The 22,467-nt window shown below is 70.4% G+C and carries 17 protein-coding genes and 1 riboswitch; of the genes, 13 read left to right on the top strand and 4 right to left on the bottom strand.

Going from position 1 to position 22,467, the window contains the following annotated elements:
* Window positions 1-100 precede the first annotated feature (100 nt).
* On the bottom strand, window positions 101-2,884 hold the full coding sequence (gene metH / locus AC07PR_RS23260; RefSeq protein ID WP_495136719.1) for a methionine synthase: 2,784 nt from the start codon (window positions 2,882-2,884) through the stop codon (window positions 101-103).
* Between the two features lie 81 nt (window positions 2,885-2,965).
* Window positions 2,966-3,070, bottom strand: a riboswitch (S-adenosyl-L-homocysteine riboswitch).
* Window positions 3,071-3,236: 166 nt separating this feature from the next.
* Here metH and AC07PR_RS23255 point away from each other — a divergent pair.
* A complete protein-coding gene (locus tag AC07PR_RS23255) occupies window positions 3,237-4,442 on the top strand; it encodes an HD-GYP domain-containing protein (protein WP_495136718.1) in 1,206 nt (401 codons plus the stop codon).
* Window positions 4,443-4,445: 3 nt separating this feature from the next.
* Here AC07PR_RS23255 and AC07PR_RS23250 read toward each other — a convergent pair whose 3' ends face one another.
* From AC07PR_RS23250 to AC07PR_RS23240, 3 genes are read right to left on the bottom strand one after another with little or no spacing between them, the layout of a single operon-like run.
* Window positions 4,446-5,522, bottom strand: a complete 1,077-nt coding sequence (locus tag AC07PR_RS23250) for a homocysteine S-methyltransferase family protein (RefSeq protein WP_377158425.1) — start codon at window positions 5,520-5,522, stop codon at window positions 4,446-4,448.
* A 40-nt stretch (window positions 5,523-5,562) separates the two neighbouring features.
* On the bottom strand, window positions 5,563-6,240 hold the full coding sequence (locus tag AC07PR_RS23245) for a DUF4197 domain-containing protein (protein ID WP_495136717.1): 678 nt from the start codon (window positions 6,238-6,240) through the stop codon (window positions 5,563-5,565).
* Window positions 6,221-7,318 carry a fumarylacetoacetate hydrolase family protein gene (locus tag AC07PR_RS23240; RefSeq protein WP_495136716.1) on the bottom strand — a complete coding sequence of 366 codons (1,098 nt, stop codon included), beginning with the start codon at window positions 7,316-7,318 and terminating at the stop codon, window positions 6,221-6,223. The genes AC07PR_RS23245 and AC07PR_RS23240 overlap by 20 nt, the downstream gene beginning before the upstream one ends.
* Window positions 7,319-7,352: 34 nt before the next feature.
* Here AC07PR_RS23240 and AC07PR_RS23235 point away from each other — a divergent pair, with 34 nt between their 5' ends.
* The 12 genes from AC07PR_RS23235 (at window position 7,353) to AC07PR_RS23180 (ending at window position 22,456) form a co-directional block, all read left to right on the top strand.
* Window positions 7,353-8,237, top strand: coding sequence for a hypothetical protein (locus AC07PR_RS23235; protein WP_495136715.1), 885 nt, complete (start codon window positions 7,353-7,355; stop codon window positions 8,235-8,237).
* 218 nt (window positions 8,238-8,455) lie between these two features.
* Window positions 8,456-8,761: a BTH_I0359 family protein gene (locus AC07PR_RS23230; RefSeq protein WP_067279348.1), complete on the top strand. Its 306-nt coding sequence runs from the start codon at window positions 8,456-8,458 to the stop codon at window positions 8,759-8,761.
* 319 nt (window positions 8,762-9,080) lie between these two features.
* A complete protein-coding gene (locus tag AC07PR_RS23225) occupies window positions 9,081-11,414 on the top strand; it encodes an ATP-binding protein (RefSeq protein ID WP_495136714.1) in 2,334 nt (777 codons plus the stop codon).
* A 106-nt stretch (window positions 11,415-11,520) separates the two neighbouring features.
* Entirely contained in the window at window positions 11,521-12,504 is a 984-nt protein-coding gene (locus tag AC07PR_RS23220; RefSeq protein ID WP_483108520.1) for a TraB/GumN family protein, read from the top strand.
* A gap of 112 nt (window positions 12,505-12,616) precedes the next feature.
* A complete protein-coding gene (locus tag AC07PR_RS23215) occupies window positions 12,617-13,288 on the top strand; it encodes a MarC family protein (RefSeq protein WP_377158433.1) in 672 nt (223 codons plus the stop codon).
* A 126-nt stretch (window positions 13,289-13,414) separates the two neighbouring features.
* Window positions 13,415-14,143 carry a PhaM family polyhydroxyalkanoate granule multifunctional regulatory protein gene (locus tag AC07PR_RS23210; RefSeq protein WP_495136713.1) on the top strand — a complete coding sequence of 243 codons (729 nt, stop codon included), beginning with the start codon at window positions 13,415-13,417 and terminating at the stop codon, window positions 14,141-14,143.
* Window positions 14,144-14,172: 29 nt separating this feature from the next.
* On the top strand, window positions 14,173-15,312 hold the full coding sequence (locus tag AC07PR_RS23205) for an FIST signal transduction protein (RefSeq protein WP_377158437.1): 1,140 nt from the start codon (window positions 14,173-14,175) through the stop codon (window positions 15,310-15,312).
* Entirely contained in the window at window positions 15,312-16,253 is a 942-nt protein-coding gene (locus tag AC07PR_RS23200) for a substrate-binding periplasmic protein (protein WP_495136712.1), read from the top strand. Before AC07PR_RS23205 ends, AC07PR_RS23200 begins: the two co-directional genes overlap by 1 nt.
* A 47-nt stretch (window positions 16,254-16,300) precedes the next feature.
* On the top strand, window positions 16,301-17,827 hold the full coding sequence (locus AC07PR_RS23195) for an FAD-linked oxidase C-terminal domain-containing protein (protein ID WP_495136711.1): 1,527 nt from the start codon (window positions 16,301-16,303) through the stop codon (window positions 17,825-17,827).
* A 74-nt stretch (window positions 17,828-17,901) separates the two neighbouring features.
* A complete protein-coding gene (glcE, locus tag AC07PR_RS23190) occupies window positions 17,902-18,990 on the top strand; it encodes a glycolate oxidase subunit GlcE (protein ID WP_377161636.1) in 1,089 nt (362 codons plus the stop codon).
* Window positions 18,991-19,085: 95 nt separating this feature from the next.
* Entirely contained in the window at window positions 19,086-20,342 is a 1,257-nt protein-coding gene (gene glcF / locus AC07PR_RS23185; RefSeq protein ID WP_495136710.1) for a glycolate oxidase subunit GlcF, read from the top strand.
* A gap of 407 nt (window positions 20,343-20,749) precedes the next feature.
* On the top strand, window positions 20,750-22,456 hold the full coding sequence (locus AC07PR_RS23180) for an alkaline phosphatase family protein (protein WP_495136709.1): 1,707 nt from the start codon (window positions 20,750-20,752) through the stop codon (window positions 22,454-22,456).
* Window positions 22,457-22,467: the final 11 nt, after the last annotated feature.

The following is a 22,467-nucleotide window of genomic DNA, read 5'->3' as shown; positions in this document are numbered from 1 at the left end:
GTCGCGGGGGCCTAAAACTGTCCCGTTTGTAAAGGGGTGAAACGCCGCCTGTAGGACAAGGCCGCGTCCTGTGGCTTTCGTTGCGCGGACGCGTCGCGCGTCAGCCGAGCAGCGGCGCCAGCGCCCGTTGCGCGGCCTGATGGTCGAGCGCCATCCGTGCCGCCCAGTCGGCGACCTGGTCGTCCCCGATGCGGCCGACGTTGAAGTACGTCGCCTCCGGATGCGCCAGGTAGAAGCCGCTCACGCTGGCCGCCGGCGTCATCGCCATGCCCTCGGTGAGCGCCATGCCGATGTCCTCGGCCTGGAGCACGCGGAACATGTCCCGCTTGACCAGGTGATCCGGGCAGGCCGGATAGCCCGGCGCCGGACGGATGCCGCGATACGACTCCGCGATGAGTTCCTCGTTGCTGAGGGTCTCGTCCGCCGCATACCCCCACAGATCCAGCCGCACGCGCTGGTGCAGCCGTTCGGCGAAGGCTTCGGCCAGGCGGTCCGCCAGCGCCTTCAGCATGATCGCGGAGTAGTCGTCCAGGTCGTCGATGAACTGCTGCTCCTTCTTGTCCACGCCGAGGCCGGCGGTGACCGCGAACAGCCCGATGTAGTCCGGCACCGTGCCCTTGGCGGCGATGAAGTCGGCCAGCGCGCGATTGGGCCGGCGCACGCCGTCGACCACCGGCCGCTCGGTCTGCATGCGCAGGCCGCGCCAGGTCATCAGCACCTCGGTGCGCGACTCGTCGCTGTAGATCTCGATGTCGTCGTCGTTGACCTGCGCGGCGGGGTACAGGCCCATCACGCCGCTGGCGGTCAGCCAGCGGCCCTCGATCAGCCGCTGCAGCATGCGCTTGCCGTCGCTGAAGACACGCTGCGCCTCGGCGCCGACGATCTCGTCCTTCAGGATGGCCGGGAACGGCCCCGCCAGGTCCCAGGTCTGGAAGAACGGGCCCCAGTCGATGCACTGCGCAAGCTCGGCCAGGTCGTAGTTGCGGAACTGGCGCTTGCCGATGAAGCGCGGCACCGCCGGCGTGTAGTTCGTGAAGTCGGCGCGGTGCTTGTTCGCGCGCGCCTGCGCCAGCGTCACCAGCGGGGTCTGCTTCTTGTTGGCGTGGAGCTCGCGGACCTTCTCGTAATCGGACTTCAGCTCGTCGATGAAGCGCGTCGCGCGTTCGTCGGACAGCAGCTCCGAACACACGCCCACCGAGCGCGACGCGTCCGGCACGTAGACCACCGGGCCTTCGTAGTGCGGCGAGATCTTGACGGCCGTGTGCACGCGGCTGGTCGTCGCGCCGCCGATCAGCAGCGGGATCTTCTTCATGCGGAAGTAGTCGTCGCGCTGCATCTCGGCGGCGACGTACTGCATCTCCTCGAGGCTGGGCGTGATCAGGCCCGACAGCCCGATGATGTCCGCGCCCTCGACCTTGGCCTTCGCGAGGATGTCCTGGCACGGGACCATCACGCCCATGTTGACGACCTCGAAGTTGTTGCACTGCAGGACCACCGTGACGATGTTCTTGCCGATGTCGTGCACGTCGCCCTTCACCGTCGCGATGACGATCTTGCCCTTGGAGCGCACGTCCTCGCCGGCGGCGGCCATCAGCCGCTTCTCTTCCTCGATGTAGGGCACCAGGTGCGCGACGGCGGACTTCATCACGCGGGCGCTCTTCACCACCTGCGGCAGGAACATCTTGCCGGCGCCGAACAGGTCGCCGACGACGTTCATGCCCGCCATCAGCGGCCCTTCGATCACGTGCAGCGGCCGGCCACCCTGGGCAAGGATGCCCTGCCAGGCCTCCTCGGTGTCCTCGACGATGAAGTCGGTGATGCCGTGGATCAGCGCATGCGACAGCCGCGCGGCGACGTCGCCGGCGCGCCAGGCCAGCTTGGCGCTGTCGTCCTTGGCGGCGCCCTTGACGGTCTCGGCGACCTCGAGCAGCCGTTCGGTCGAATCCTCGCGGCGGTTCAGCACCACGTCCTCGACGCGCTCGCGCAAGTCGGCGGGGATCTCGTCGTAGACGCCGACCATGCCGGCGTTGACGATGCCCATGTCCATGCCGGCCTGGATCGCGTGGTACAGGAAGACCGTGTGGATGGCCTCGCGCACCGGCTCGTTGCCGCGGAAGCTGAAGGACACGTTCGAGACGCCGCCGCTGACCTTCGCGCCGGGCAAGTTCTTCTTGATCCAGCGCGTCGCCTCGATGAAGTCGACGGCGTAGTTGTTGTGCTCCTCGATCCCCGTGGCGATCGCGAAGATGTTGGGGTCGAAGATGATGTCCTCGGGCGGGAAGCCGATCTCGTCGACCAGCATGCGGTAGGCCCGGGTGCAGATCTCGATCTTGCGCTGGTAGGTGTCGGCCTGGCCGGTCTCGTCGAAGGCCATCACCACCGTGGCCGCGCCGTAGCGGCGGATCAGCTTGGCCTGGCGGCGGAACTCCGTCTCGCCTTCCTTCAGCGAGATCGAGTTGACGATGCCCTTGCCTTGGATGCACTTCAGGCCGGCCTCGATCACCTCCCACTTGGACGAGTCGATCATGATCGGCACGCGCGCGATCTCGGGCTCCGAGGCGATCAGGTTGAGGAAGCGCACCATCGCGGCCTTGCTGTCGAGCATGGCCTCGTCCATGTTGATGTCGATGACCTGCGCGCCGTTCTCGACCTGCTGACGGGCGACGCTCAGCGCGGCCTCGAACTCGCCGTTCAGGATCAGCCGCGCGAAGGCCTTCGAGCCGGTGACGTTGGTGCGTTCGCCGATGTTCACGAACAGCGTGCCGGCGCCGATGTTCACCGGCTCCAGGCCGGAGAGCTTCATCGGCGGCACGGCCACGGGCGAGGCCGGCGCGGCAGAAAGATCGGAAGCAGCGGAAGCGGAGGCGGAATTCGGGGCGGACATGGCGGCGGCGCTTTTCGAAGCTGGACGTGAGCTGAAACGAAAGACGGGGCCGCGCAACTCACCGCAACCCCGCGGAACGCGGGTCGGTGAGCGCCGTTGTGAGGCGGGGTCCAGGGGTCCGACACCGCCGTTCCGAGCCTGGCGGGAACCCGGGTGACGGGACCTGTCGCAACGCTCCTCGGAAACCACCGCCGCCGCAGGGGCGCGGTGCGGCCTTGCTGGTAGCGGGAACAGCGTGCATTCTACCGGTCCGGCCCTGGTTTGTTCGTGCCGTATTGCCTTCCCGGCCCAGGTGCGCCCGTATCCTGCGCGGCACAACGACAAGACGACGACACGTCGATGGGAAGCCACCGTGGATCTGGTCCAACTTCCTCCCAACAGCCTGCGCGTGGGACAGGTGCTGACGTTCTCGCTGCGCGACGCGGCGGGACATCTGCTGTTCGCCTCCGGGCATCCGCTGCCCGACACGCCGCAGGTGCGCGACCTGCTGGCCCGCGGGCCGTGGGTGCAGGCGCACGAGACGCGCGAGTACCAGCGCGCCCTCGCCCACAAGCTCGACACGATGATGCTGCAAGGCGCGTCGATGTCGGCGCTGGCCAACGCGACCGCGGAATACAAGCCCACGCGTCCGATGCCCATGCCGCAGTCGACGTCGCCGGCGCACACCGCCATCTGGGCCGACCTGCAATGGCATGCGCAGCAGGTGCTGCGTGATCCGCGACGGCCGGAATTCCTGCCGCGCCTGAGCGAACTGCTCGACAAGGTGCTGGCCCGGCTGACGCAGCAGCCGGACGCCTCGCTGGCGATGCTGGTGCACGACGCCGGCCAGGAGCCGCTGCAGTACAGCGCGCGGCATGCGCTGCTGTCGCTGGCGCTGGTCGAGATGACGACGCGCCAGCTCGGCTGGGGCGAAGGCCGCCGTCGCACGCTCGGGCTCGCGGCCTTGACGATGAACCTGGACAGCGGCGCGCAGCAGGACCAGCACGCGATGCGTCCGCAAGCGCTGGGCGACGCGCAGCGCGAGCAGTTGGCCGGGCACGGCGACCGCGCGGCGGCCACGCTGCAGGCGATCGGCGTGGACGACGAGGACTGGCTGACCGCCGTGCGGCTGCATCACGACGCCGGTCCAGGCCCCCTGGCGGGCCGATCGGACGGCGAGCTGATGGCGCGGCTGCTCCGGCGCATCGACGTGTACGGCGCCCGCCTCAGCCCGCGACGCAGCCGCCGGCCGCTGTCCGCGGCGCAGGCGGCGCGGGCGGTCTACCTCGACGAACTCCAGCAACCCGACGAGGCCGGTGCCGCCCTGATCAAGGCGATCGGTCTCTACCCGCCGGGCTCGTTGGCCCGGCTGGCCAACGGCGAGGAAGGCATGGTGCTCAAGCGCGGCCACAGCGCCAACGCGCCGCTCGTGGCCTCGCTGGTCGGCCGCAGCGGCACGCCGTTGACCGTGCCGGTGCTGCGCGACACGCGGCTGCAGGCGCAGGCCATCACGGCCAGCCTCGCGCCGCATGAGATCCGCCTGCGGATCAACATGGACGCGATGCTGAAGTTGTATTGAGGCTCAGACCTCTTCGGCGACCAGCCCGCTGAAGAGCTTGCTGCCCCAGCGACGCGGCTGGTAGGCGGAGACCTTCTGCGCGATCGCCCGGATGTGATCCGGCGTCGTGCCGCAGCAGCCGCCCGCGATGTTCAGGAAACCCGCGGCGGCGAACTCGCCGACCAGACGGCCGGTGACGTCCGGCGTCTCGTCGAAGCCGGTGTCGCTCATCGGGTTGGGCAGGCCGGCGTTCGGATAGCAGGAGATCGGCGTGTCGCCGGCCGCCTTCGAGAGTTCCTCGATGTAAGGCCGCATCAGCGCCGCGCCGAGCGCGCAGTTCAAGCCGATCGCGATCGGCTGCGCGTGCCGCACCGAGTGCCAGAACGCCGTCACCGTCTGCCCCGACAGGATGCGGCCCGACGCGTCGGTCACCGTGCCGGAGATGATCACCGGCAGACGCTCGCCGGTGTCGTCCATCAGCTGGTCGACCGCGAAGATCGCGGCCTTGGCGTTCAGCGTGTCGAAGATGGTCTCGATCAGGAACAGGTCGACGCCGCCTTCCAGCATCGCCTTGGCCTGGTCGTAGTAGGCCGCGCGCAGGGTGTCGAAGTCGACGTTGCGGGCGCCGGGGTCGTTGACATCCGGGCTGATCGAGGCCGTGCGCGGCGTCGGGCCGAGCGCACCGGCCGCGAAGCGCGGCTTCTCCGGCGTGCTGAACGCATCGCAGGCCTCGCGCGCCAGGCGCGCGGCGGCGACGTTCATCTCGTAGGCGTAGGCCTCGAGGCCGTAGTCCTCCTGCGCGACGGTGGTCGTGCCGAAGGTGTTGGTCTCGATGATGTCGGCGCCGGCGTCGAGGTACTGGCGGTGGATCTCGCTGATGACCTCGGGCTTCGTCAGCACCAGCAGGTCGTTGTTGCCCTTGAGGTCCTTGGGATGATCGGCGAAGCGCTCACCGCGGAAGTCGGCCTCCGTCAGCTTGTAGCGCTGGATCATCGTGCCCATCGCGCCGTCGAGGACGGCGATGCGTTGCGCCAGGATGGCAGGCAAGGCGGCGCCGCGGGTGTAGGCGACGGCGGGACGGGCGGAGGTCGGGGCGTTCATGGGGCTCGATTGTAGGAAGCCCCACCCCGCCCCATCGTTCTCAACCGCCGAAGACCTTCTTCAGGATGGCGCTTCCGGTGCCGACCGGGTCCTGGCGGATCTTCTTCTCCTCCTGGCCGATCATGAAGTACAGGCCGTCCAGCGCCTTGTCGGTGACGTAGCCCTGCAGGTTGGCGTCTTCCTTGCGGATGAGGCCGAACCCGGAGGCCTTGCCGGCGACCGCGTTGTACTTCTCGCTCAGCGACTGGCGCTCGGTGGCCTTCGTGACGATGGGCAGGAACTTCGTCGTCAGCGGCGAGCGGGTCTTGTCCTCGAAGAACTGCGTCACCGCGTTGTCGCCGCCGCGCACGATCCTCACCGCGTCCTCGACGCTGATGTTGCGCACGGTGCTCACCAGCAGTTGGCGCGCCTCGGGCATCGCCTGTTCGGCGGCGCGGTTCATCGAGGTGATCAGGTCGTCGATGCGCCTGCCCTGGCCGGTCGTGCGCAGCAGGCGCGCGGCGTCCTTCAAGGCGCCGGGGAGCTCGATCTTCACCTGGGGATTGCCGAGGAAACCATCGGTGCGACCCAGGTTGGCGAGCGCCGCCTGGGCGCCGCGCTCGAGGGCCGCGCGCACGCCGGAGGCGGCGTCGCCCTCGCTCAGGCTCAACGCCATCGCCCACGGCGAGGCGCAGCCCGCGCCCAGCAGCGCGATCAGGTCACGGCGAAGCAGGTTCATCGGTGTCTCCTTCTTGAGCTTCAGTGGGGGTCGCTTTCTCGGCTTCGATCGCCGCCTCGGCAGCGCCTTCCGAGGCGGCGGCAGCGTTCGAGGGCCTGTCGTCGGTGTTCTCGGCGTTCTCGGCGTTCTCGGTGTGCTCGGTGTTCTCGTCGAGGCCGGCGTCGTCGGACGTTGCATCTTCCGACTCCGCGAGATCCATGTCGATGGCGCCGAACGGGCCGGGACCGTCGCCGAGCTTGAACTCGATGCGCAGGCTGTCCCCGGCCTCCAGCGCCACCGGCTTGCCGAGCACCGGCGTGCCCGCGCCGACCAGCGTGCCGGCGCGCAGCGGCCGGTTGAGGGCCGCCTCGGCGAGCAGGTCGCCGAAGGACCAGCGCATGCCGGTCTTCGCGTCGACGACCGCCTGCTTGCGTCCGTTGCGCATCACCTGCAGCTGCAGCGCCGCGCGTCCGAGGTACCACGCACCGGGCAGTTCGTCGGGCGTGACGGCGACCGGCGCGAACTGCAGCGCCGGGCGGCTGTGCAGCGCCGGCCAGCCGTTGGCGAGTTCCTCCTGCTGCACCGGCCGCAGCACCCAGTCGCTGACCAGCATCAGCAGCCGGATCGACTCCAGCGCCTGCGACGGCACCGCGCCCTGCGCCAGGTCGCCGGTGAGCACGGCGAGCTGCGGCTCGGGTTCCAGCCCCGGCGTACGCAGGTCCAGGAGTTCGGTCGGACCGAGCAGCGCCTCGGCGCCGCCGGCGCGCAGCAGCGGAGCGCTGAGGCGTTCCGGCCACGCGAGGCCGCGCTCGCGCAAGGCCTGACCCTGGTCCGGGTAGGCCTCGCCGGCGATCCAGCCGGCCAGGCGCGGCAGCGGTGCCAGGCATTGCTTCGGGTCGAACGCGAACGCATGCCGCGCGCGGCCGTGGTTCAGCGACTGCGACAGCATCTCCAGCTGAGGCGCCATGAAATTCCAGTCGTCGAGCACCTGTTGCAGGCGCGTCGCGATGCCGTTGGCATAGCATGCTTGACTCAGGTCTCGCGACACGACCACCAGTTGGCCGTCGCGGGATCCGTCGCGGTAGGTTGCGAGTTTCATTGTGGTGGGCGGACAGTCATTCGTCGGGCGATCGTTGGCGGCATTTTCACCTCAGGATCGGGTCGCGCTCGCGACGGCCGTCGCGGGGGCGCTGGTGCTGCACGCGGCGGCGATCGGTGCGCTGTCTCAGCGTCCGCCGCCGCAGGCGATCGATGCGCCGGTGGTGACGACCCGCGTCATCGAGGCCCCGCCCCCGGCCAGGCCAGAAGCGGTCACACCCGTGGCCGCTCCGCCCGCCACGCCGCGCACGCCTTCGCGTCCCGCGCCCACGCCCGCTGCGGCTCCCGAAACCCGGCCCGTGCCGGCGCTGCTCGCGCTGCCGCTGCGCGGCGACGGCGCCCTCGCCTACGCCTTCGTCATCGACGGCCAACCCGGCGAGGCCGCCTTGAACTTCCACATCGGGAACGGGCGCTACGACATCACGCTCGAACGCCGCTCGGGCGATCGCGAGCTGCCGGTCTGGCACAGCGAAGGCCGCGTCGGTCCGCAAGGTTTGCAGCCGGAGCTGCACCGCGTGTCGCGCCAGGGTCGCGAACGGGAGCTGCAGATCTTCGACCGTGACGCCGCGCGTCCGGTTCTGCTTGTAGGCGCGCGCGCCTTTCCGCTGTCGGCTGGCACGCAGGACCGCCTGTCGTGGTGGCTGCAGGTGGCCGCCATGATGGCCGCCGAACCCGCGCCCTACATCGGGCAGCGCCTGCGCGTGCCGGTGGCCGGCCCGACGGGCGTCAGCGACTGGGATTTCGAGGTGATCGCGCGCGACGGCGGCCGGTGGCTGCTGCGGCGCGACCTGGCCCGCGGCGCGGGCCGCCCGGCGCTGCAATGGTCGGTCTGGCTCGACGGTCAGCGCGGTTTCCTGGCCGTCGACCTGCGCTTCAGCCTGGACGACGACGAGCAGTGGGCGCTCCGATTGCTGGAGTGACCCTGTCCGCCGCGTGCATGTCCGCTTGATCTCGATCCCGTGTGTGCGCGTTACGGTTCGTGAATCCGTGAAACCCTGTGCGGTTGGCACCACAAATGCTTGAGACACGGTGCAGCGTGTTCCGCGAGATCTGCCACCATGGGTCATGGCCTGGTTGGGAGCGACGGGTCTTGAATCTGTCGCAACAGGCCATAACTCCTCCAACCAAGGAGTCCTTCATGCACATGCTTTACGACTCACCGAGCTACATCGTCGTCCAGTTCGATGTACCGGTCGCTCCGTCCGCTGGCGATGCCGCGCACGCCGCCCAGGTGGACCACACGAACCTGCCATCGCTGCAGCGTGACGGTTTCGAGATCGTCGACAAGTTCACCCGCAAGGAGATCTTCATCGAAGGCGCCCTGGCGCAGACCTTCCAGGAGGGCGTCGAAGCCCTGATCGAGCAAGGTCCCGACGTCGACGACCTCGACGCCTTCATCGCGCAGTACGCGAACCTGGGCCAGCAGCCCGTGATCATGCATTGATCCCCCACACCACCCGCCCCTGACAGGCAGTCGACCACTGCTCCGCAAACGGGCAGTCAGCGATTGCTGGTGGGGCCGGAGTGGCGCTTGGGGTTCCCGGAGGGAGGCCCCATGCACCGCGGAGAGCCCGCGCCTGGCCTCCCGCACGCTGACCGCCGCTGATTCCGTCAGCCGGGGCTTGTCCCCAAACCATCCCTGCGCCAAGATCGTGCAGCCGCGCCCCTTCGAGGGGTGACGCGGCAAGCGGCGCCCGGGTCCGGGGCCATGTCCGCGTCCTCGACGCCGTCCTCGTTCCGGAGATCCCCCTCCCGCACGAACCATGGGCAAGCGCGCGCAACTTCCACTGGACTCCCCGGGCCTGTCCGACAGCCCGGTGCTGGACCGCATGTGCTCGCACTTCGTGCTGACGCTGACGGTCCGCCACGCCAACCGCTTCAATCCGCGCCGCGACCTCAGCGGCCTGCTGGCGCTGACGGCGCGCCACCTGGTCTGGCCGCCGCAGGTGCTCACGCGTGTGCGGGGCTATCTGGCGCGGCGTTGCCAGGGCCACTCGCTGTGGGCCGGCCATGAACGGCTGGGCGACGCCGCCTTCCTCGCCCGCCACGGCGTGTGGCGCGGCCCGTTCGCCGAAGGCACGGTGTTCTTCTACCTCGACGAGTACGTCAAGGATGCGCCGAAGGACCTCCTCGCGCTGCTGTCCTGCACCTGCGACGCCCTCGACGGCCAGCTGCGCAGCCGGTCCACGCTGGTCGAGCAGAACATCGACGTGCTGGGCCGCCTGCTGCAGCTGAACGCGGCCGAGCGCGCGCTGCTGCTCTACGGCACGCTGGCGCGATACCAGCGCGAATTGCGCGGCGCACTGGTCGAGTTCAAGGTCAACACCGCGCAGGAAGCCTTCGCCGCGATCGCGGACCTGGCCGGCGTCGATCCGCACGAGGTGGCCGACGCGCTGCGCGCCGGGTCGCGGCTGGAGCGGGTCGGCATGATCGAGAACCTGATCGCCGAACACAACATCACCGATCTCTCCGACCTGATGAAGGTCAGCGAGCAGTTGCCGCCGGTGCTGATGCGGGCCTATGACGGTCCGCAGGACCTGATGGCCGTGTTCACGCGCCCGGTGACGCCGAGCCCGCTGCAACGCGCGGACTTCGACTTCATCGCCGAGGACGTGACGCTGCTCGCGACCCTGCTGCGCCAGGCGGTGGCGCAGGGACAGGCCGGCGTGAACGTGCTGCTGTACGGGCCGCCCGGCACCGGCAAGACGGAGCTCGCCAAGGTCGCCGCGCGCGAGGCCGGCCTGGCGCTGTACGAGGTGGAGTACGCCGACCGCGACGGCAATGCGCTGAGCGGCCGCGACCGCTACCGTTCGCTGCAGATCAGCCAGGTGTTCCTGAAGGCGAGCCGCGATGTCGCGCTGCTGTTCGACGAGGTCGAGGACGTCTTCCCGCACCTGAGCGGCGACACCGCGCATCTGATGGCCCGGCTCGACGCGGCGCTGGAACTGCCGGCGACGATGGCCGTCAACGGCAAGGCCTGGGTCAACCAGATCCTCGAGAGCAACCCCGTTCCGGTGCTGTGGATCACCAACCGCATCGAGCACATCGACCCCGCGTTCCGGCGCCGTTTCCAGTACCACCTGGAACTGACCTCGCCGCCGCCCGGCGCGCGGCTGGGGCTGGTGCGCAAGGCGCTGGAGGAACTGCCGGTGCCCGAGGGCTTCGCCGAACGGCTGTCCGAGCGCCGCGGCCTGACGCCGGCGCAGGTCCGCACCGCCGTGCGTTTCGCCCGGCTGGCGGGGGCCGGACGGGGAGGCGACGACAGCGCCGCCGATCCTGCGGAGGTCGCCGCCGCCAACGAGCGCCTCGTCAGCCGGCAGCTGCTGCACGCCGACAAGGCGCTCGGTCTGGTCGATGCCTCGCCCCAGTCGCGGCCGTCGGCGACGCGTTACTCGCTCGACCTGATCCACTGCGAATGCCGCTTCGCGCTGCCGCGCCTGATCGAGGCGCTGCGCCGCCGCGGCATGGGCAGCCTGTGCTTCCACGGCCCGCCGGGCAGCGGCAAGACCGCGCTGGCCGAGCACATCGCTTCCGAACTGCAACGGCCGCTGATGGTGCGGCTGGCCAGCGACCTGATGTCCAAGTACGTCGGCGAGACGGAGCAGAACATGGCCCGCATGTTCGAGACCGCCGCCGCCGAGGGCGCGCTGCTGCTGCTGGACGAGGCCGACAGCTTCCTGCGCAGCCGCCGCGCCGCCGAGCGGCACTACGAGGTCAGCGAGGTCAACGAGATGCTGGCCGGCATGGAGCGCCACGCCGGGCTCTTCATCTGCACGACCAACGCCTTCGACGATCTGGACGAGGCCGCGCTGCGCCGTTTCAGTTTCAAGATCCGCTTCAAGGCGCTGCGGCCGGACCAGCGGCTGACGATGTTCGAGCGCGAAGTCGGCGTGGCGCCCGACGGTGCGCACGCGGACCGGCTGGGCGCGCTGGACGCGTTGACGCTGGGCGACTTCGCCGCGGTGCGGCAGCAGGCCGAGATCCTCGGCGAGGCGTTGTCGCCCGACGAATTCCTGACGCTGCTCGAGGCCGAGCATCGTGTGAAGCCGGAAGTCCGCCAGCGCCGCCCGATGGGCTTCCGCGCCGGCGAGGCCTGACCCCAGCCCGTTCATCCGCCCCAGCCGATCTCCCACGCCGCGCCGGAGAGCGCGGTCGTGCACCGCCTGCCTCGAACCGCGCCGGTTCTATGGCATCGTGCCGCCCATGCTGAACCCGTTCCTCTCGACGCTGCTGATGCGGGCCTCTCGCGGTCTCGCCACCGGCTCGCTCGCCTTGTTGGCGCTGCTGGCCGGCGCCGGCGCGCTGGCCGCGCCGCCCAAGCCCTCCTGCCCCCCGGAACCCGCGCCGCTGCCCGCCGACCGCCTCGCCGCCCAGGCCAGGGATCGCGGGCTGATGTGGACGCTCAAGCGCGACGGTCGGACCTCCTACCTGTACGCCAGCCTGCACGTCGGCAAGCCGGGCTGGGCCGCGCCCGGTCCGCGCCTGCGCAAGGCGCTGGACGAGGTCGACGCCGTCGCGCTGGAACTGGACCCGCTCGACCGCGACGCCTGGAAGATGCCGCCGATGCCCGAGCTGCCGCTGGACGCCGCGATGCGCCAGCGTCTGGATGCGCAGGCCGTGGCGGTCTGCCTGGAGCCGCACGCCCTCGCCGCGATGCATCCGCTGCTGCAGACCAGCACCTACATGCTGCTGCGCGCCCGGTCGCTGGGGCTGGACGTGCGTTACGGCCAGGAGATGCTGCTGAGCCAGTGGGCGCGCGACCGCGGCCTGCCGGTGCTGGCGCTGGAAACGCTGCAGGGCCAGCTCGAAGCTCTGCTGCCCGCCGACGTGGACGCGGCGCGGCACGAGTTGCGCTCGAACCTGCAGCAGCTCGAACGCCCGAAGTCGCTGCTGCGCACGCTGGACACGATGGTGGGCGTCTATGACCGCGGCGACCTGGCCCGCCTGAACCGATACGCCGAGTGGTGCGACTGCGTGACCGACGCCGCCGATCGCGCGGCGCTGCAGCGCATCAACGACGGGCGCAATCCGGCCCTCGCCCAGCGCATCTCCGAGCTGCACCAGCGCGGCCAGTCGCTGCTGGTGGCCGTCGGCGCGATGCACATGACCGGCCCCCGCGCGCTCACCGCGCTGCTCAAGGAGCAGGGTTTCGAGGTAACCCTGATGCCGCGATCCGGATCGCGGTGACCGAGTTGCGGCACACTGGGCCGCGCCGGCCTGGCCGGGCCTTCCCGCCGGTCTTCCCCACCCCCCTTTCCACCGACCTTTCCACCGACTTTTTCCTCTGGAGTCGCGCATCTTGGACAACCTGCCGTCCTTCCTCCAATCCCTGTTCCTGGTGCCGCTGACGCTGCTGCCGATCATCAATCCGGTGGGCGTGGCCCCGATCGTCATCGGCGCGGCCGGCGGCGACGACCGGGTCCTCAAGCGGCTCGCGCGCCAGGTCGCGATCAACGGCTGGGTCGTGATCATGGTGTCGCTGCTGGTGGGGACCTACGTGCTGGACCTGTTCGGCATCTCGCTGCCGGTCGTGCGCGTCGGCGGCGGCCTGCTGGTGGCCTACAGCGCCTGGGTCATGCTGACCCGCAACGAGACCGACGACGTCCAGACCGCCGTCGTGCACGCCTCGCCCGGCGACATCAGCGAGACCGAGATCGTCCGTCGCAGCTTCTTCCCGATCACCTTCCCGCTGACCACCGGTCCGGGCAGCATCGCCGCGGCGATCGCGCTGGGCGCGCAGATCCCGCGCTCGCCGGTGCCGTACGTGATGGGCGCGGGCATCGCCGCCATCGGCGCGGCCTTCACCGCCGCCGTGGTCTATCTGGTCTACCGCAACGGCGGCCGGTTGCTGATGAAGATGGGCGAGGTCGGCACGCTGGTCATGATGCGGCTGATGGCCTTCGTGCTGCTGTGCATCGGCATCCAGATCCTGTGGACCGGCTGGGCCGACCTGAACCACATTCCGACCTGACGCGGCCACCGCCCTTCCCGACATCGGGCGGCCGCCGCCAGGACGTAGGATCGAGCCCATGGCCGCCCCCGGGGCGCCCCTGCGCACGCCGGGGTCCCTGGCGAGGACGGCTCCCGAGGAGACACCATGGCGGACACCGACTTCAGCAAATTCGTTCCGGGCTTCGACTTCCTGCAAGGGCTGATGAAGAACGCCGGCGCCGCGATCCCCGGCTTCAACCAGTGGGTCGCGCCGACGCTGGACCCGCAGGAGCTGGACAAACGTATCGACGAGCTGCGCACCGTGCAGTTCTGGCTCGAGAACAACGCCCGCATGCTCAACGCGACCATCCAGGCGCTCGAGGTGCAGCGGATGACGCTGTCGACGCTGCACGCGATGAACGTGCCCATGGCCGACCTGAAGGACGTGCTGAAGACGCAGGTGCCGCCGCGCCCGTCGCCCGCGCCGAGACCCCAGGAGCCTGCCGCCGCCGCCGCGACGCCGGCTCCCCAGGACGCGCCGGCCGACGCGAAGGCCGACGCGAAGGGCGAGGCAAAGGGTGAGGCGAAGGCCGGCGACCCGGCCGGGCCCAAGCCTGCCGGCGCCGACCCGATGCAATGGTGGAACGCGCTGACGCAGCAGTTCACGCAGGTCGCGGCCAACGCGATGAAGACGGCCCAGACGGCGGCGACGGCCGCCACGTCGGCCGCGACGTCCTCGGCTTCCGCGGCCTCGACCCCGACGTCCACCGCGAAGCCGGCGACGAAGACTTCGCCGGGCGGGGCGAAGAAGACTTCCGCCACGTCCGCGGCCAGGCCAGCCGCGAAGAAGGCGGCGCCCGCGCGCAAGACCGCTCCCAAACGCAAGGCTCCCTGAGCCATCCCCAGTTTCCCCGAGGGCCGTTCATGCCTCGTTTCCTCCAGGCGCACGCCACCCATCCCGATCCCCACATGGCGCTGGCGCTGGCCGGCGCGCAGCTGGAGGGACAGCGCGCCGGCATGACGCCGACGCTGGGTTTCCTCTACCTCACGCATCCCTACGTGCCGCACGCGCAGGCGCTGCTGGACGAGGTCCGCGAACGCTGGCCGGGCTGCGGCTGGGTCGGGGCCTCGGCGCTGGCGGTCAGCGCCAGCGGCGTCGAATACTTCGACGAGCCGGCGCTGGTCGTCATGCTGTGCGACCTGCCCGCCGACCAATGGCGGATCTTCTCGGGACTGCGGCCGCTGACGCCGGACTGCGAATCCCGCAGCCTGCTGCTGCACGCCGACGGCGGCACGCCCGACCTGCAGGAGTTGATCGCCGAGCTCGCCCAGCGCTGCAGCAGCGGCTACCTCTTCGGCGGGCTGGTCAGCGGCGGTGACGACGCGGTCCAGATCGCCGACGGCATCTTCGAAGGCGGCCTGTCGGGCCTGGCGCTGGGCCCGGACGTGCGCTGGATCTCGCGCGTCAGCCAGGGTTGCCAGCCACTCGGTCGCGAGCGCCGCGTCACCGCCTGCGACGGCCCGCTGGTCACGGAGCTCGACGGCCAACCCGCGCTCGACGCACTGCTCGAGGATCTGAAGCTGCCCGCCTACACCGGCGAATCCGGTTCCCTGCGCCAGGCGATGCCGCTGTTCCGCCGCACGCTGGTCGGCCTCAGTGACGAACCCGGCGCCCGGCGCGAGTACGGCGCCGAGGTCCGTGTGCGGCATCTGGTCGGCCTCGACCCGGGCCGACGCGGCATCGCCGTCGCTGAGCAGATGCGCGAGGGCGAATTGCTGAGCTTCTGCGAACGCCACCCCGACGCCGCCCGGCGCGACCTGGTGCGCATCTGCACCGAGATCCGCGCCGAGGCCGAGGAGCGCGGCGCGCGCATGGCCGGCGCGCTGTACTTCAGCTGCACCGGTCGCGGCGGTCCGCACTTCGGCGCGCCGTCGGCGGAGCTGCAGTGGGTGCAGCACGCGCTGGGCGAGGTGCCGCTGGCCGGCTTCTTCGCCAACGGCGAGATCGCCCACGCGCGGCTGCATGGCTATACCGGCGTGCTGACGGTCTTCCTGGACGCCTGATGCCGGGACGCCGCGACCTGCTGCAGGCCGCCGCGGCCTCGGCCCTCTCCGCCACGCTGCCTGCGCTGTCCCTCCTGCCGGGCCGCGCCACGGCCGCCCGTGCTGCGCCCGCGGCCCCGCTCGCCGCGGTGCCGCCGGAGCCGACCACCGTCATCTATCCGCGCCACCTGCCGCAGCAGGACCGGCAGGTCGACTACTTCATCAGCCTGTTGCACGCCGCGTTGCAACGCAGCGGCGCGCGCTATGCGCTGGTCCAGACGCAGTCGGAGATGGTGCAGAGCCGCGCGCTGCTGGAGATGGCGAGCAACGACCCCAGCATCGACGTGTTCTGGACGATGACCGACCCGCAGCGCGAGAAGAGCCTGCTGCCGATCCGCGTGCCGCTGGACCGCGGACTGATCGGATGGCGCCTGTGCCTGACGCGCGCCGCCGACCGCGACCGCCTGCGCGAGGTGCGGGACCTGAAGGACCTGGCACGGCTGACCGCCGGGCAGATGCACGACTGGCCGGACACCGCCGTGCTGCGCGCCAACGGGCTGCCGGTGCAGGTCAGCACGCATTACCAGGGGCTGTTCCAGATGCTGTCGGCGGGACGTTTCGACTACTTCCCGCGGTCGATCTTCGAGATCGACGCCGAGCTCGGCAGCTTCGCCGACCAGAACCTCGTCATCGACCCTTACCTGCTGTTGCACTATCCGGCGGCGCTCTACATGTTCGTCCGCCCGGGGCGTCCGCGCCTGGCGGCGGACCTCACGCGGGGCATGAATGCCCTGGTGGCCGACGGCACCTTCGAACGCCTGTCGCGACAGATCTTCGGCGATCTGCTGCAGCGTCATCGGATCGACCAGCGCCGCGTGCTGCGGCTGCGCAACCCGCTGCTGCCGGCGCAGACGCCGCTCGACCGCAAGGCGCTGTGGTGGCCGCTGCCGGGTATGCGCTGACGCCGCGTTCAGGCCGGGGTCAGCGCGCGGGGCTACAGTTCGACGCCATGACCGCCGTCCTCCCTTCGACCCACGAGCCGCCCGGCGACCAGGCCGCCGCGCTGGCCGGTTTCCGCGCCGGGCGTCGCGCGCAGCTGGTCCAGGCCCTGCGGGCCGAGCTGCCCGCGCACGCGCTGCTGTGGCAGGACGAGCAGACCCGCCCCTACGAGTGCGACGGCCTGACCGCCTACCGCGAGCGTCCGCTGGCCGTGGCGCTGCCCGAGACCGAGGCCCAGGTCGCCGGCGTGCTGAAGGCCTGCCATGCGCTGGGCGTGCCGGTGGTGGCGCGCGGCGCCGGCACCGGCCTGTCCGGCGGCGCGATGCCGCACGCCGAAGGCCTGACGCTGGCACTCGCGAAGTTCAACCGCATCGTCGCGATCGATCCCCTGGCACGGACCGCCCGCGTCCAATGCGGCGTGCGCAACCTGGCGATCTCCGAAGCGGCCGCCGCGCACGGCCTGTACTACGCGCCGGACCCGAGCAGCCAGATCGCCTGCACGATCGGCGGCAACGTCGCGGAGAACTCCGGCGGCGTGCATTGCCTGAAGTACGGCCTGACGCTGCACAACGTGCTCAAGGTGCGCGGATTCACCGTCGAGGGCGAGCCGGTCGAGTTCGGCTCCGAGGCGCTGGACGCCGCGGGCCTGGACTTGCTCAGCGTCGTGATCGGCAGCGAAGGCATGCTGGCGGTGGTGACGGAGGTGGTGGTCAAGCTGACGCCCAAGCCGCAACTGGCGCGCTGCATCATGGCCAGCTTCGACGACCTGCGCCGTGCCGGCGACGCGGTGGCGGCGATCATCGCGGCCGGCATCATCCCCGCCGGCCTGGAGATGATGGACAAGCCGATGACCGCGGCGGTCGAGGACTTCGTCCACGCCGGTTACGACCTGGATGCCGAGGCCATCCTGCTGTGCGAGAGCGACGGCACGCCGGAGGAGGTCGAGGAAGAGATCGACCGCATGAGCGCGGTGCTGAACGCCAACGGCGCCACCCGGCTGGAAGTCAGCGAGAACGAGGCGCAGCGCCTGCGCTTCTGGAGCGGCCGCAAGAACGCCTTCCCGGCGTCGGGGCGCATCAGCCCGGACTACATGTGCATGGACTCGACGATCCCGCGCAAGCGGCTGGCCGACATCCTGCTGGCGATCCAGGCGATGGAGCGCAAGTACGACCTGCGCTGCGCCAACGTCTTCCATGCCGGCGACGGCAACCTGCATCCGCTGATCCTGTTCGACGCGAACGATCCGGACCAGTTGCACCGCTGCGAGCGCTTCGGCGCGGACATCCTCGAGACCAGCGTCGCGATGGGCGGCACCATCACCGGGGAACACGGCGTGGGCGTCGAGAAGCTCAACAGCATGTGCGTCCAGTTCTCGCCGCAGGAGCGCGAACGGATGCTGGCCCTGAAGCGGGCCTTCGACCCGCAGGGCCTGCTGAATCCCGGCAAGGTGATCCCGACGCTGCAGCGCTGCGCCGAATACGGCCGCATGCACGTGAAGCGCGGCGCACTCTCATTTCCAGAACTGGAGCGATTCTGATGGCAGTGCAAGCAGCAGGTGTCGCGGCGGCGGACACGGACCCGTCCCCCGGCTTCGTCCCCGCGACGCAACTGATGGCGACGCTGGAGGCGATGGCGGCCCGCTTCGCCGAAGGCCGGCCGGTGCGTTTCACCGGCCACGGCAGCAAGGACTTCTACGGCGGTCCGCTGGGCGACGCCGAGCCGATGTCGACGCTGTCGCTCAACGGCGTGATGGCGTATGAGCCGAGCGAGCTCTACGTGACCGCGGCCGCCGGCACGCCGGTGGCGGACGTGGAGGCGCTGCTCGCGCGGCACGGGCAACACCTGGCCTTCGAGCCGCCGCGTTTCGTCGGCGCGGCCTCGGGCGGCACGGGCACGATCGGCGGCATGGTCGCGAGCGGGCTGTCGGGCCCGGCGCGCGCGACGGCCGGCGCGGTGCGCGATCACGTGCTGGGGCTGACGATGCTGGACGCCAAGGGCGAGCTGCTGCACTTCGGCGGCACGGTGATGAAGAACGTCGCCGGTTACGACGTGTCGCGGCTGATGGCCGGATCGCTGGGCGTGCTCGGGCTGATCGCGCAGGTGACGCTGAAGGTGCTGCCGCAGCCGGTCGCGACGGCGACGCTGCGCTTCGAGGCCAAGCAGGACAAGGCCCTGCTGCAGATGAACCGCTGGGGCGGGCAGCCGCTGCCGGTGTCGGCGAGCGCGTGGTGGGACGGCGCGCTGGTGGTGCGGCTCTCGGGCGCCGAGGCGGCGGTCCGCGCGGCGATCCACAAGCTCGGCGGCTCCGCGATTCCGGAGGCGATGGCCGCGCCGTTCTGGCAGGGCTTGCGCGACCAGTGCGACGAGTTCTTCCTCGGCGCGCGCCGGGCGGTGCAGGGCGGCGCGACCTTGTGGCGCATCGCCGTGCCGTCGACGACGCCGCCGATGCCGCTGCACGGCGAGCAGCTCGTGGAATGGGGCGGCGCGCAGCGCTGGGTCGTCACGCCGATGGCGCCCGCGCAGGTGCGCGAGGTGGTGGCCGCGGCCGGCGGCCACGCGACGATGTTCTACGCCAACGACAAGTCGGCCGGCACCTTCTCGCCGCTCGGCCCCCAGCTGACGCGGATTCACAAGGAGTTGAAGCGGCAGTTCGATCCGGCGGGGATCTTCAATCCGGGGCGGCTCTATCCGGATCTTTGATTCGAACCTCTGACCCGGGCCGTTGAACCGGATCTCCGAGGCGAGACGTCTCCTCCAGCCTCACGACGCGCAGCAAGCCCACAGCAAGCCGACCGATGCAAACCCACCTGGCCCCCGAATTCCAAGGCACCCCGGAAGGCGAGACCGCCGAGGCCATCCTGCGGCGCTGCGTGCACTGCGGCTTCTGCACCGCGACCTGCCCGACCTATCAGCTGCTGGGGGATGAGCTCGACGGACCGCGCGGCCGCATCTACCTGATCAAGCAGGTGCTCGAGGGCGAACCGCCGACTGCGGCGACGCAACTGCATCTGGACCGCTGCCTGACCTGCCGCAATTGCGAGACGACCTGCCCCTCGGGCGTCCAGTACGGCCAGCTCGTCGAGATCGGCCGGCAGATCGTCGACGCGAAGGTCGAGCGCCCGCGCGAGGAGCGCCTCAAGCGCTGGCTGCTGAAGGAGGGGCTGACCTCGCCGCTGTTCAAGCCGGCGTTGCGGATCGGGCAGGCCCTGCGTCCGCTGGTCCCGGGCACGCTGAAGGACAAGGTGCCGCCCAAGCCCGACGCGCGCGCCCACCAGTGGCCGCAACGCACGCATCCGCGCAAGGTGCTGATGCTGCTCGGCTGCGTGCAGCCCGCGATGATGCCCAACATCAACGCGGCCACCGCCCGCGTGCTCGACGCCGCCGGCGTGCAGACGCTGGTCGCCGACGAGGCCGGCTGCTGCGGCGCGATCCGCACGCACATGAACGACCACCACGGCGGCCTCGACGACGCGCGGCGCAACATCGACGCCTGGTGGCCGATGGTCGACGGGCACGGCGAGCAGGTCGAGGCCATCGTGATGAACGCGTCCGGCTGCGGCGTGCAGGTCAAGGACTACGGCCGGCTGCTCGCGCACGACGCGGACTACGCGGCGAAGGCCGAGCGCGTGTCCGCCCTGACCCGGGACCTCAGCGAGTTCCTGCCCGAACTGGTCCAGCCGCTGCGCTCGCGCATGGGCCAGGACGCGTCGACGGCGCCGCGCCCGAAGCTCGCCTATCACCCGCCCTGCACGCTGCAGCACGGCCAGCAGCTGCGCGGCGGCGTCGAGGGCCTGATGCGCGAGCTCGGCTTCGAGATCTCGGTCGCCCCCAGCGAAAGCCACCTCTGCTGCGGCTCCGCCGGCACGTATTCGGTGCTGCAACCGCTGCTGTCCAAGCAGTTGCGGGAACGCAAGCTCGCCGCGCTCGCGCCGCTGGCGGCCGAGGCCATCGTCTCGGCCAACATCGGCTGCATCCAGCATCTGCAAAGTGGCACGGACGTCCCGGTCCGACATTGGGTCGAAGTGCTGGACGATGCACTTCTACATCGATGAGTCATTGACTCGCGCCCCGAATCTCTTGAGGAAGCGTCGCTTCGGCGCATCACTTCGCGCCTAAACCCTTCCCACTTGAGGAGGAGTTCTCACGTCAATCGCCCCACCTCGGGCAAACCCGGGCATGCCCTTTGCCTGCGGCCCGCAGAATCGCCTCCCATAACAGGAGGGGAGCGCGTCAAGCGATCCAACCAGAAAGTGAAATGGGCCGGTCACCGCGTGGTGACCGGCCTTTTTTCCGTCCAGGCCCCTTCGGCTCCCCGGCAGGATCCTGGCCGCCCGGTCAGGGTTTCCCCGCCGCGCAGAGCGAGCAGATGCGCCGGCAGCCGCCCCGACACCGCGAGCGGGAGGCGGATACTCCGCTGTCATATCTGTTTCAGCGGCTTCGTCCGGAGCCCCGATCCGCCATGACCCTGACCCGTCGCACCTGGCTGCTGGTGCCCGTCCTGGCGGCGCTGGCCGCCTGCGCCAACGCCCCGTCCTCCCCGACCTCGGACGCCGGCACCGCCCCGGCAACACCTGGCCCCGTGGCCCCCGCCTTCGCGGCGAAGAAACCGCCCAGGCTGGTGGTCTTCATGGTGGTCGACGGGCTGCCGATCCGGCAGGTGCTCGACTACCGCGACCAGCTGCAGCCGGACGGCTTCAAGCGCTTCCTGGACCGCGGCGCGTGGTTCGCCAACGCGTACTACGGTCACGGCTACACGGTCACGGCCGCCGGCCACTCGATCATGCTGAGCGGCGCCTATCCGCAGCGCAGCGGCATCATCGGCAACGAGTGGCGCGATCCGCAGACCGCCGCCCCGCAGTACAACACCGCCGATGCGCGCTACCAGTACATCGGCAACAAGACCGAGCCGCTGGCCGGCACGAGCCCGAACAACTACAAGGTCGAGACCGTCGGCGACGTGCTGCGCACGCTGCAACCGGGGTCGAAGGTCATCGGCATCTCCGGCAAGGACCGCGGCGCCATCCTGCCGGCCGGCCACAAGGGCACGGCCTACATGTACATGGGCGGCAGCGGCGAATTCGCGTCGTCCACCTACTACATGGACAAGCACCCCGCCTGGGTCGACGCCTTCAACGCGGCCAAGCCGGCCGACAAGTTCTTCGGCAAGACCTGGTCCCCGATGCTGCCGGAGGCGGCCTACGCGCGCAGCGTGCCGGACGGCCAGCCCTGGCAGGCCAACAGCGGCAACGGCAACAAGCTGCCGGCCGTGCTGGGCGCCGGCATGGACGGCCCGGGGCCGCGCTTCTACGGCAACATCCTGCCCTCCCCCTTCGGCGACGAGCTGACGCTGGCCTTCGCCAAGGCTGCCGTCGAGGGCGAGCGGCTGGGCACCGACGATCAGACGGACATCCTGTCCGTCAGCCTCTCCAGCCATGACTACATCAACCACGCCTTCGGTCCCGAGTCGCGGCTGTCGCACGACCACTTCCTGCACCTCGACGCCTACCTGCAGGACTGGTTCAAGTACCTCGACGCCAAGGTCGGGCGCGACAACTACGTCGCCGTGCTGACCGCCGACCACGGTTTCACCGACACGCCCGAATGGGCGAAGTCGCAGGGCCGGGACGCCGGGCGCATCAACCCGGCGCAGGTCGTGGGCGTCATCAACGCGGGCCTGTCGAAACGCTTCGGCGAGTACCGCTGGGCACTCAACATGTCCGGATCGGGCGTGATCTTCGACGAGGTGGCGATCAAGGCCGGCGGCCTGAACCCCGACGACGTCTATGCCGTCGCCAAGGCGTCGGTCGAGCAGGTCGATGGCATCCAGGTGGCCTTCACCCGCGCGCAGCTGGCCGGAACGGACACCACGACGCCCTACCTCGAGCAGTTCCGCCGTTCCTGGTACCCCGGCATCGCCGCGCCGCTGCAGGTGGTGCCGAAGGCGGGCTGGATGTTCGGTTCCCGCGCGACCGGCACCACCCACGGCAGTCCCTACGAGAACGACACCCACGTTCCGCTGCTGACCTGGGGACCGACGTGGGTCGGCCAGGGCCGCATCGAGCAGCGCGTCGAGATCGTCGATCTCGCGCCGACGCTGTCGGCCCTTCTGCACATCCCCGCGCCGAAGCAGGCGCAGGGCCGGCTGCTGCCCCTGCCGGCGAAGTAACCCAACCGAGC

This window comes from Roseateles sp. GW821-FHT09H11, assembly GCF_059415845.1.
The sequence above is the reverse complement of the archived record's forward strand: the minus strand, read 5'-3'. Positions and strand labels throughout refer to the sequence as shown.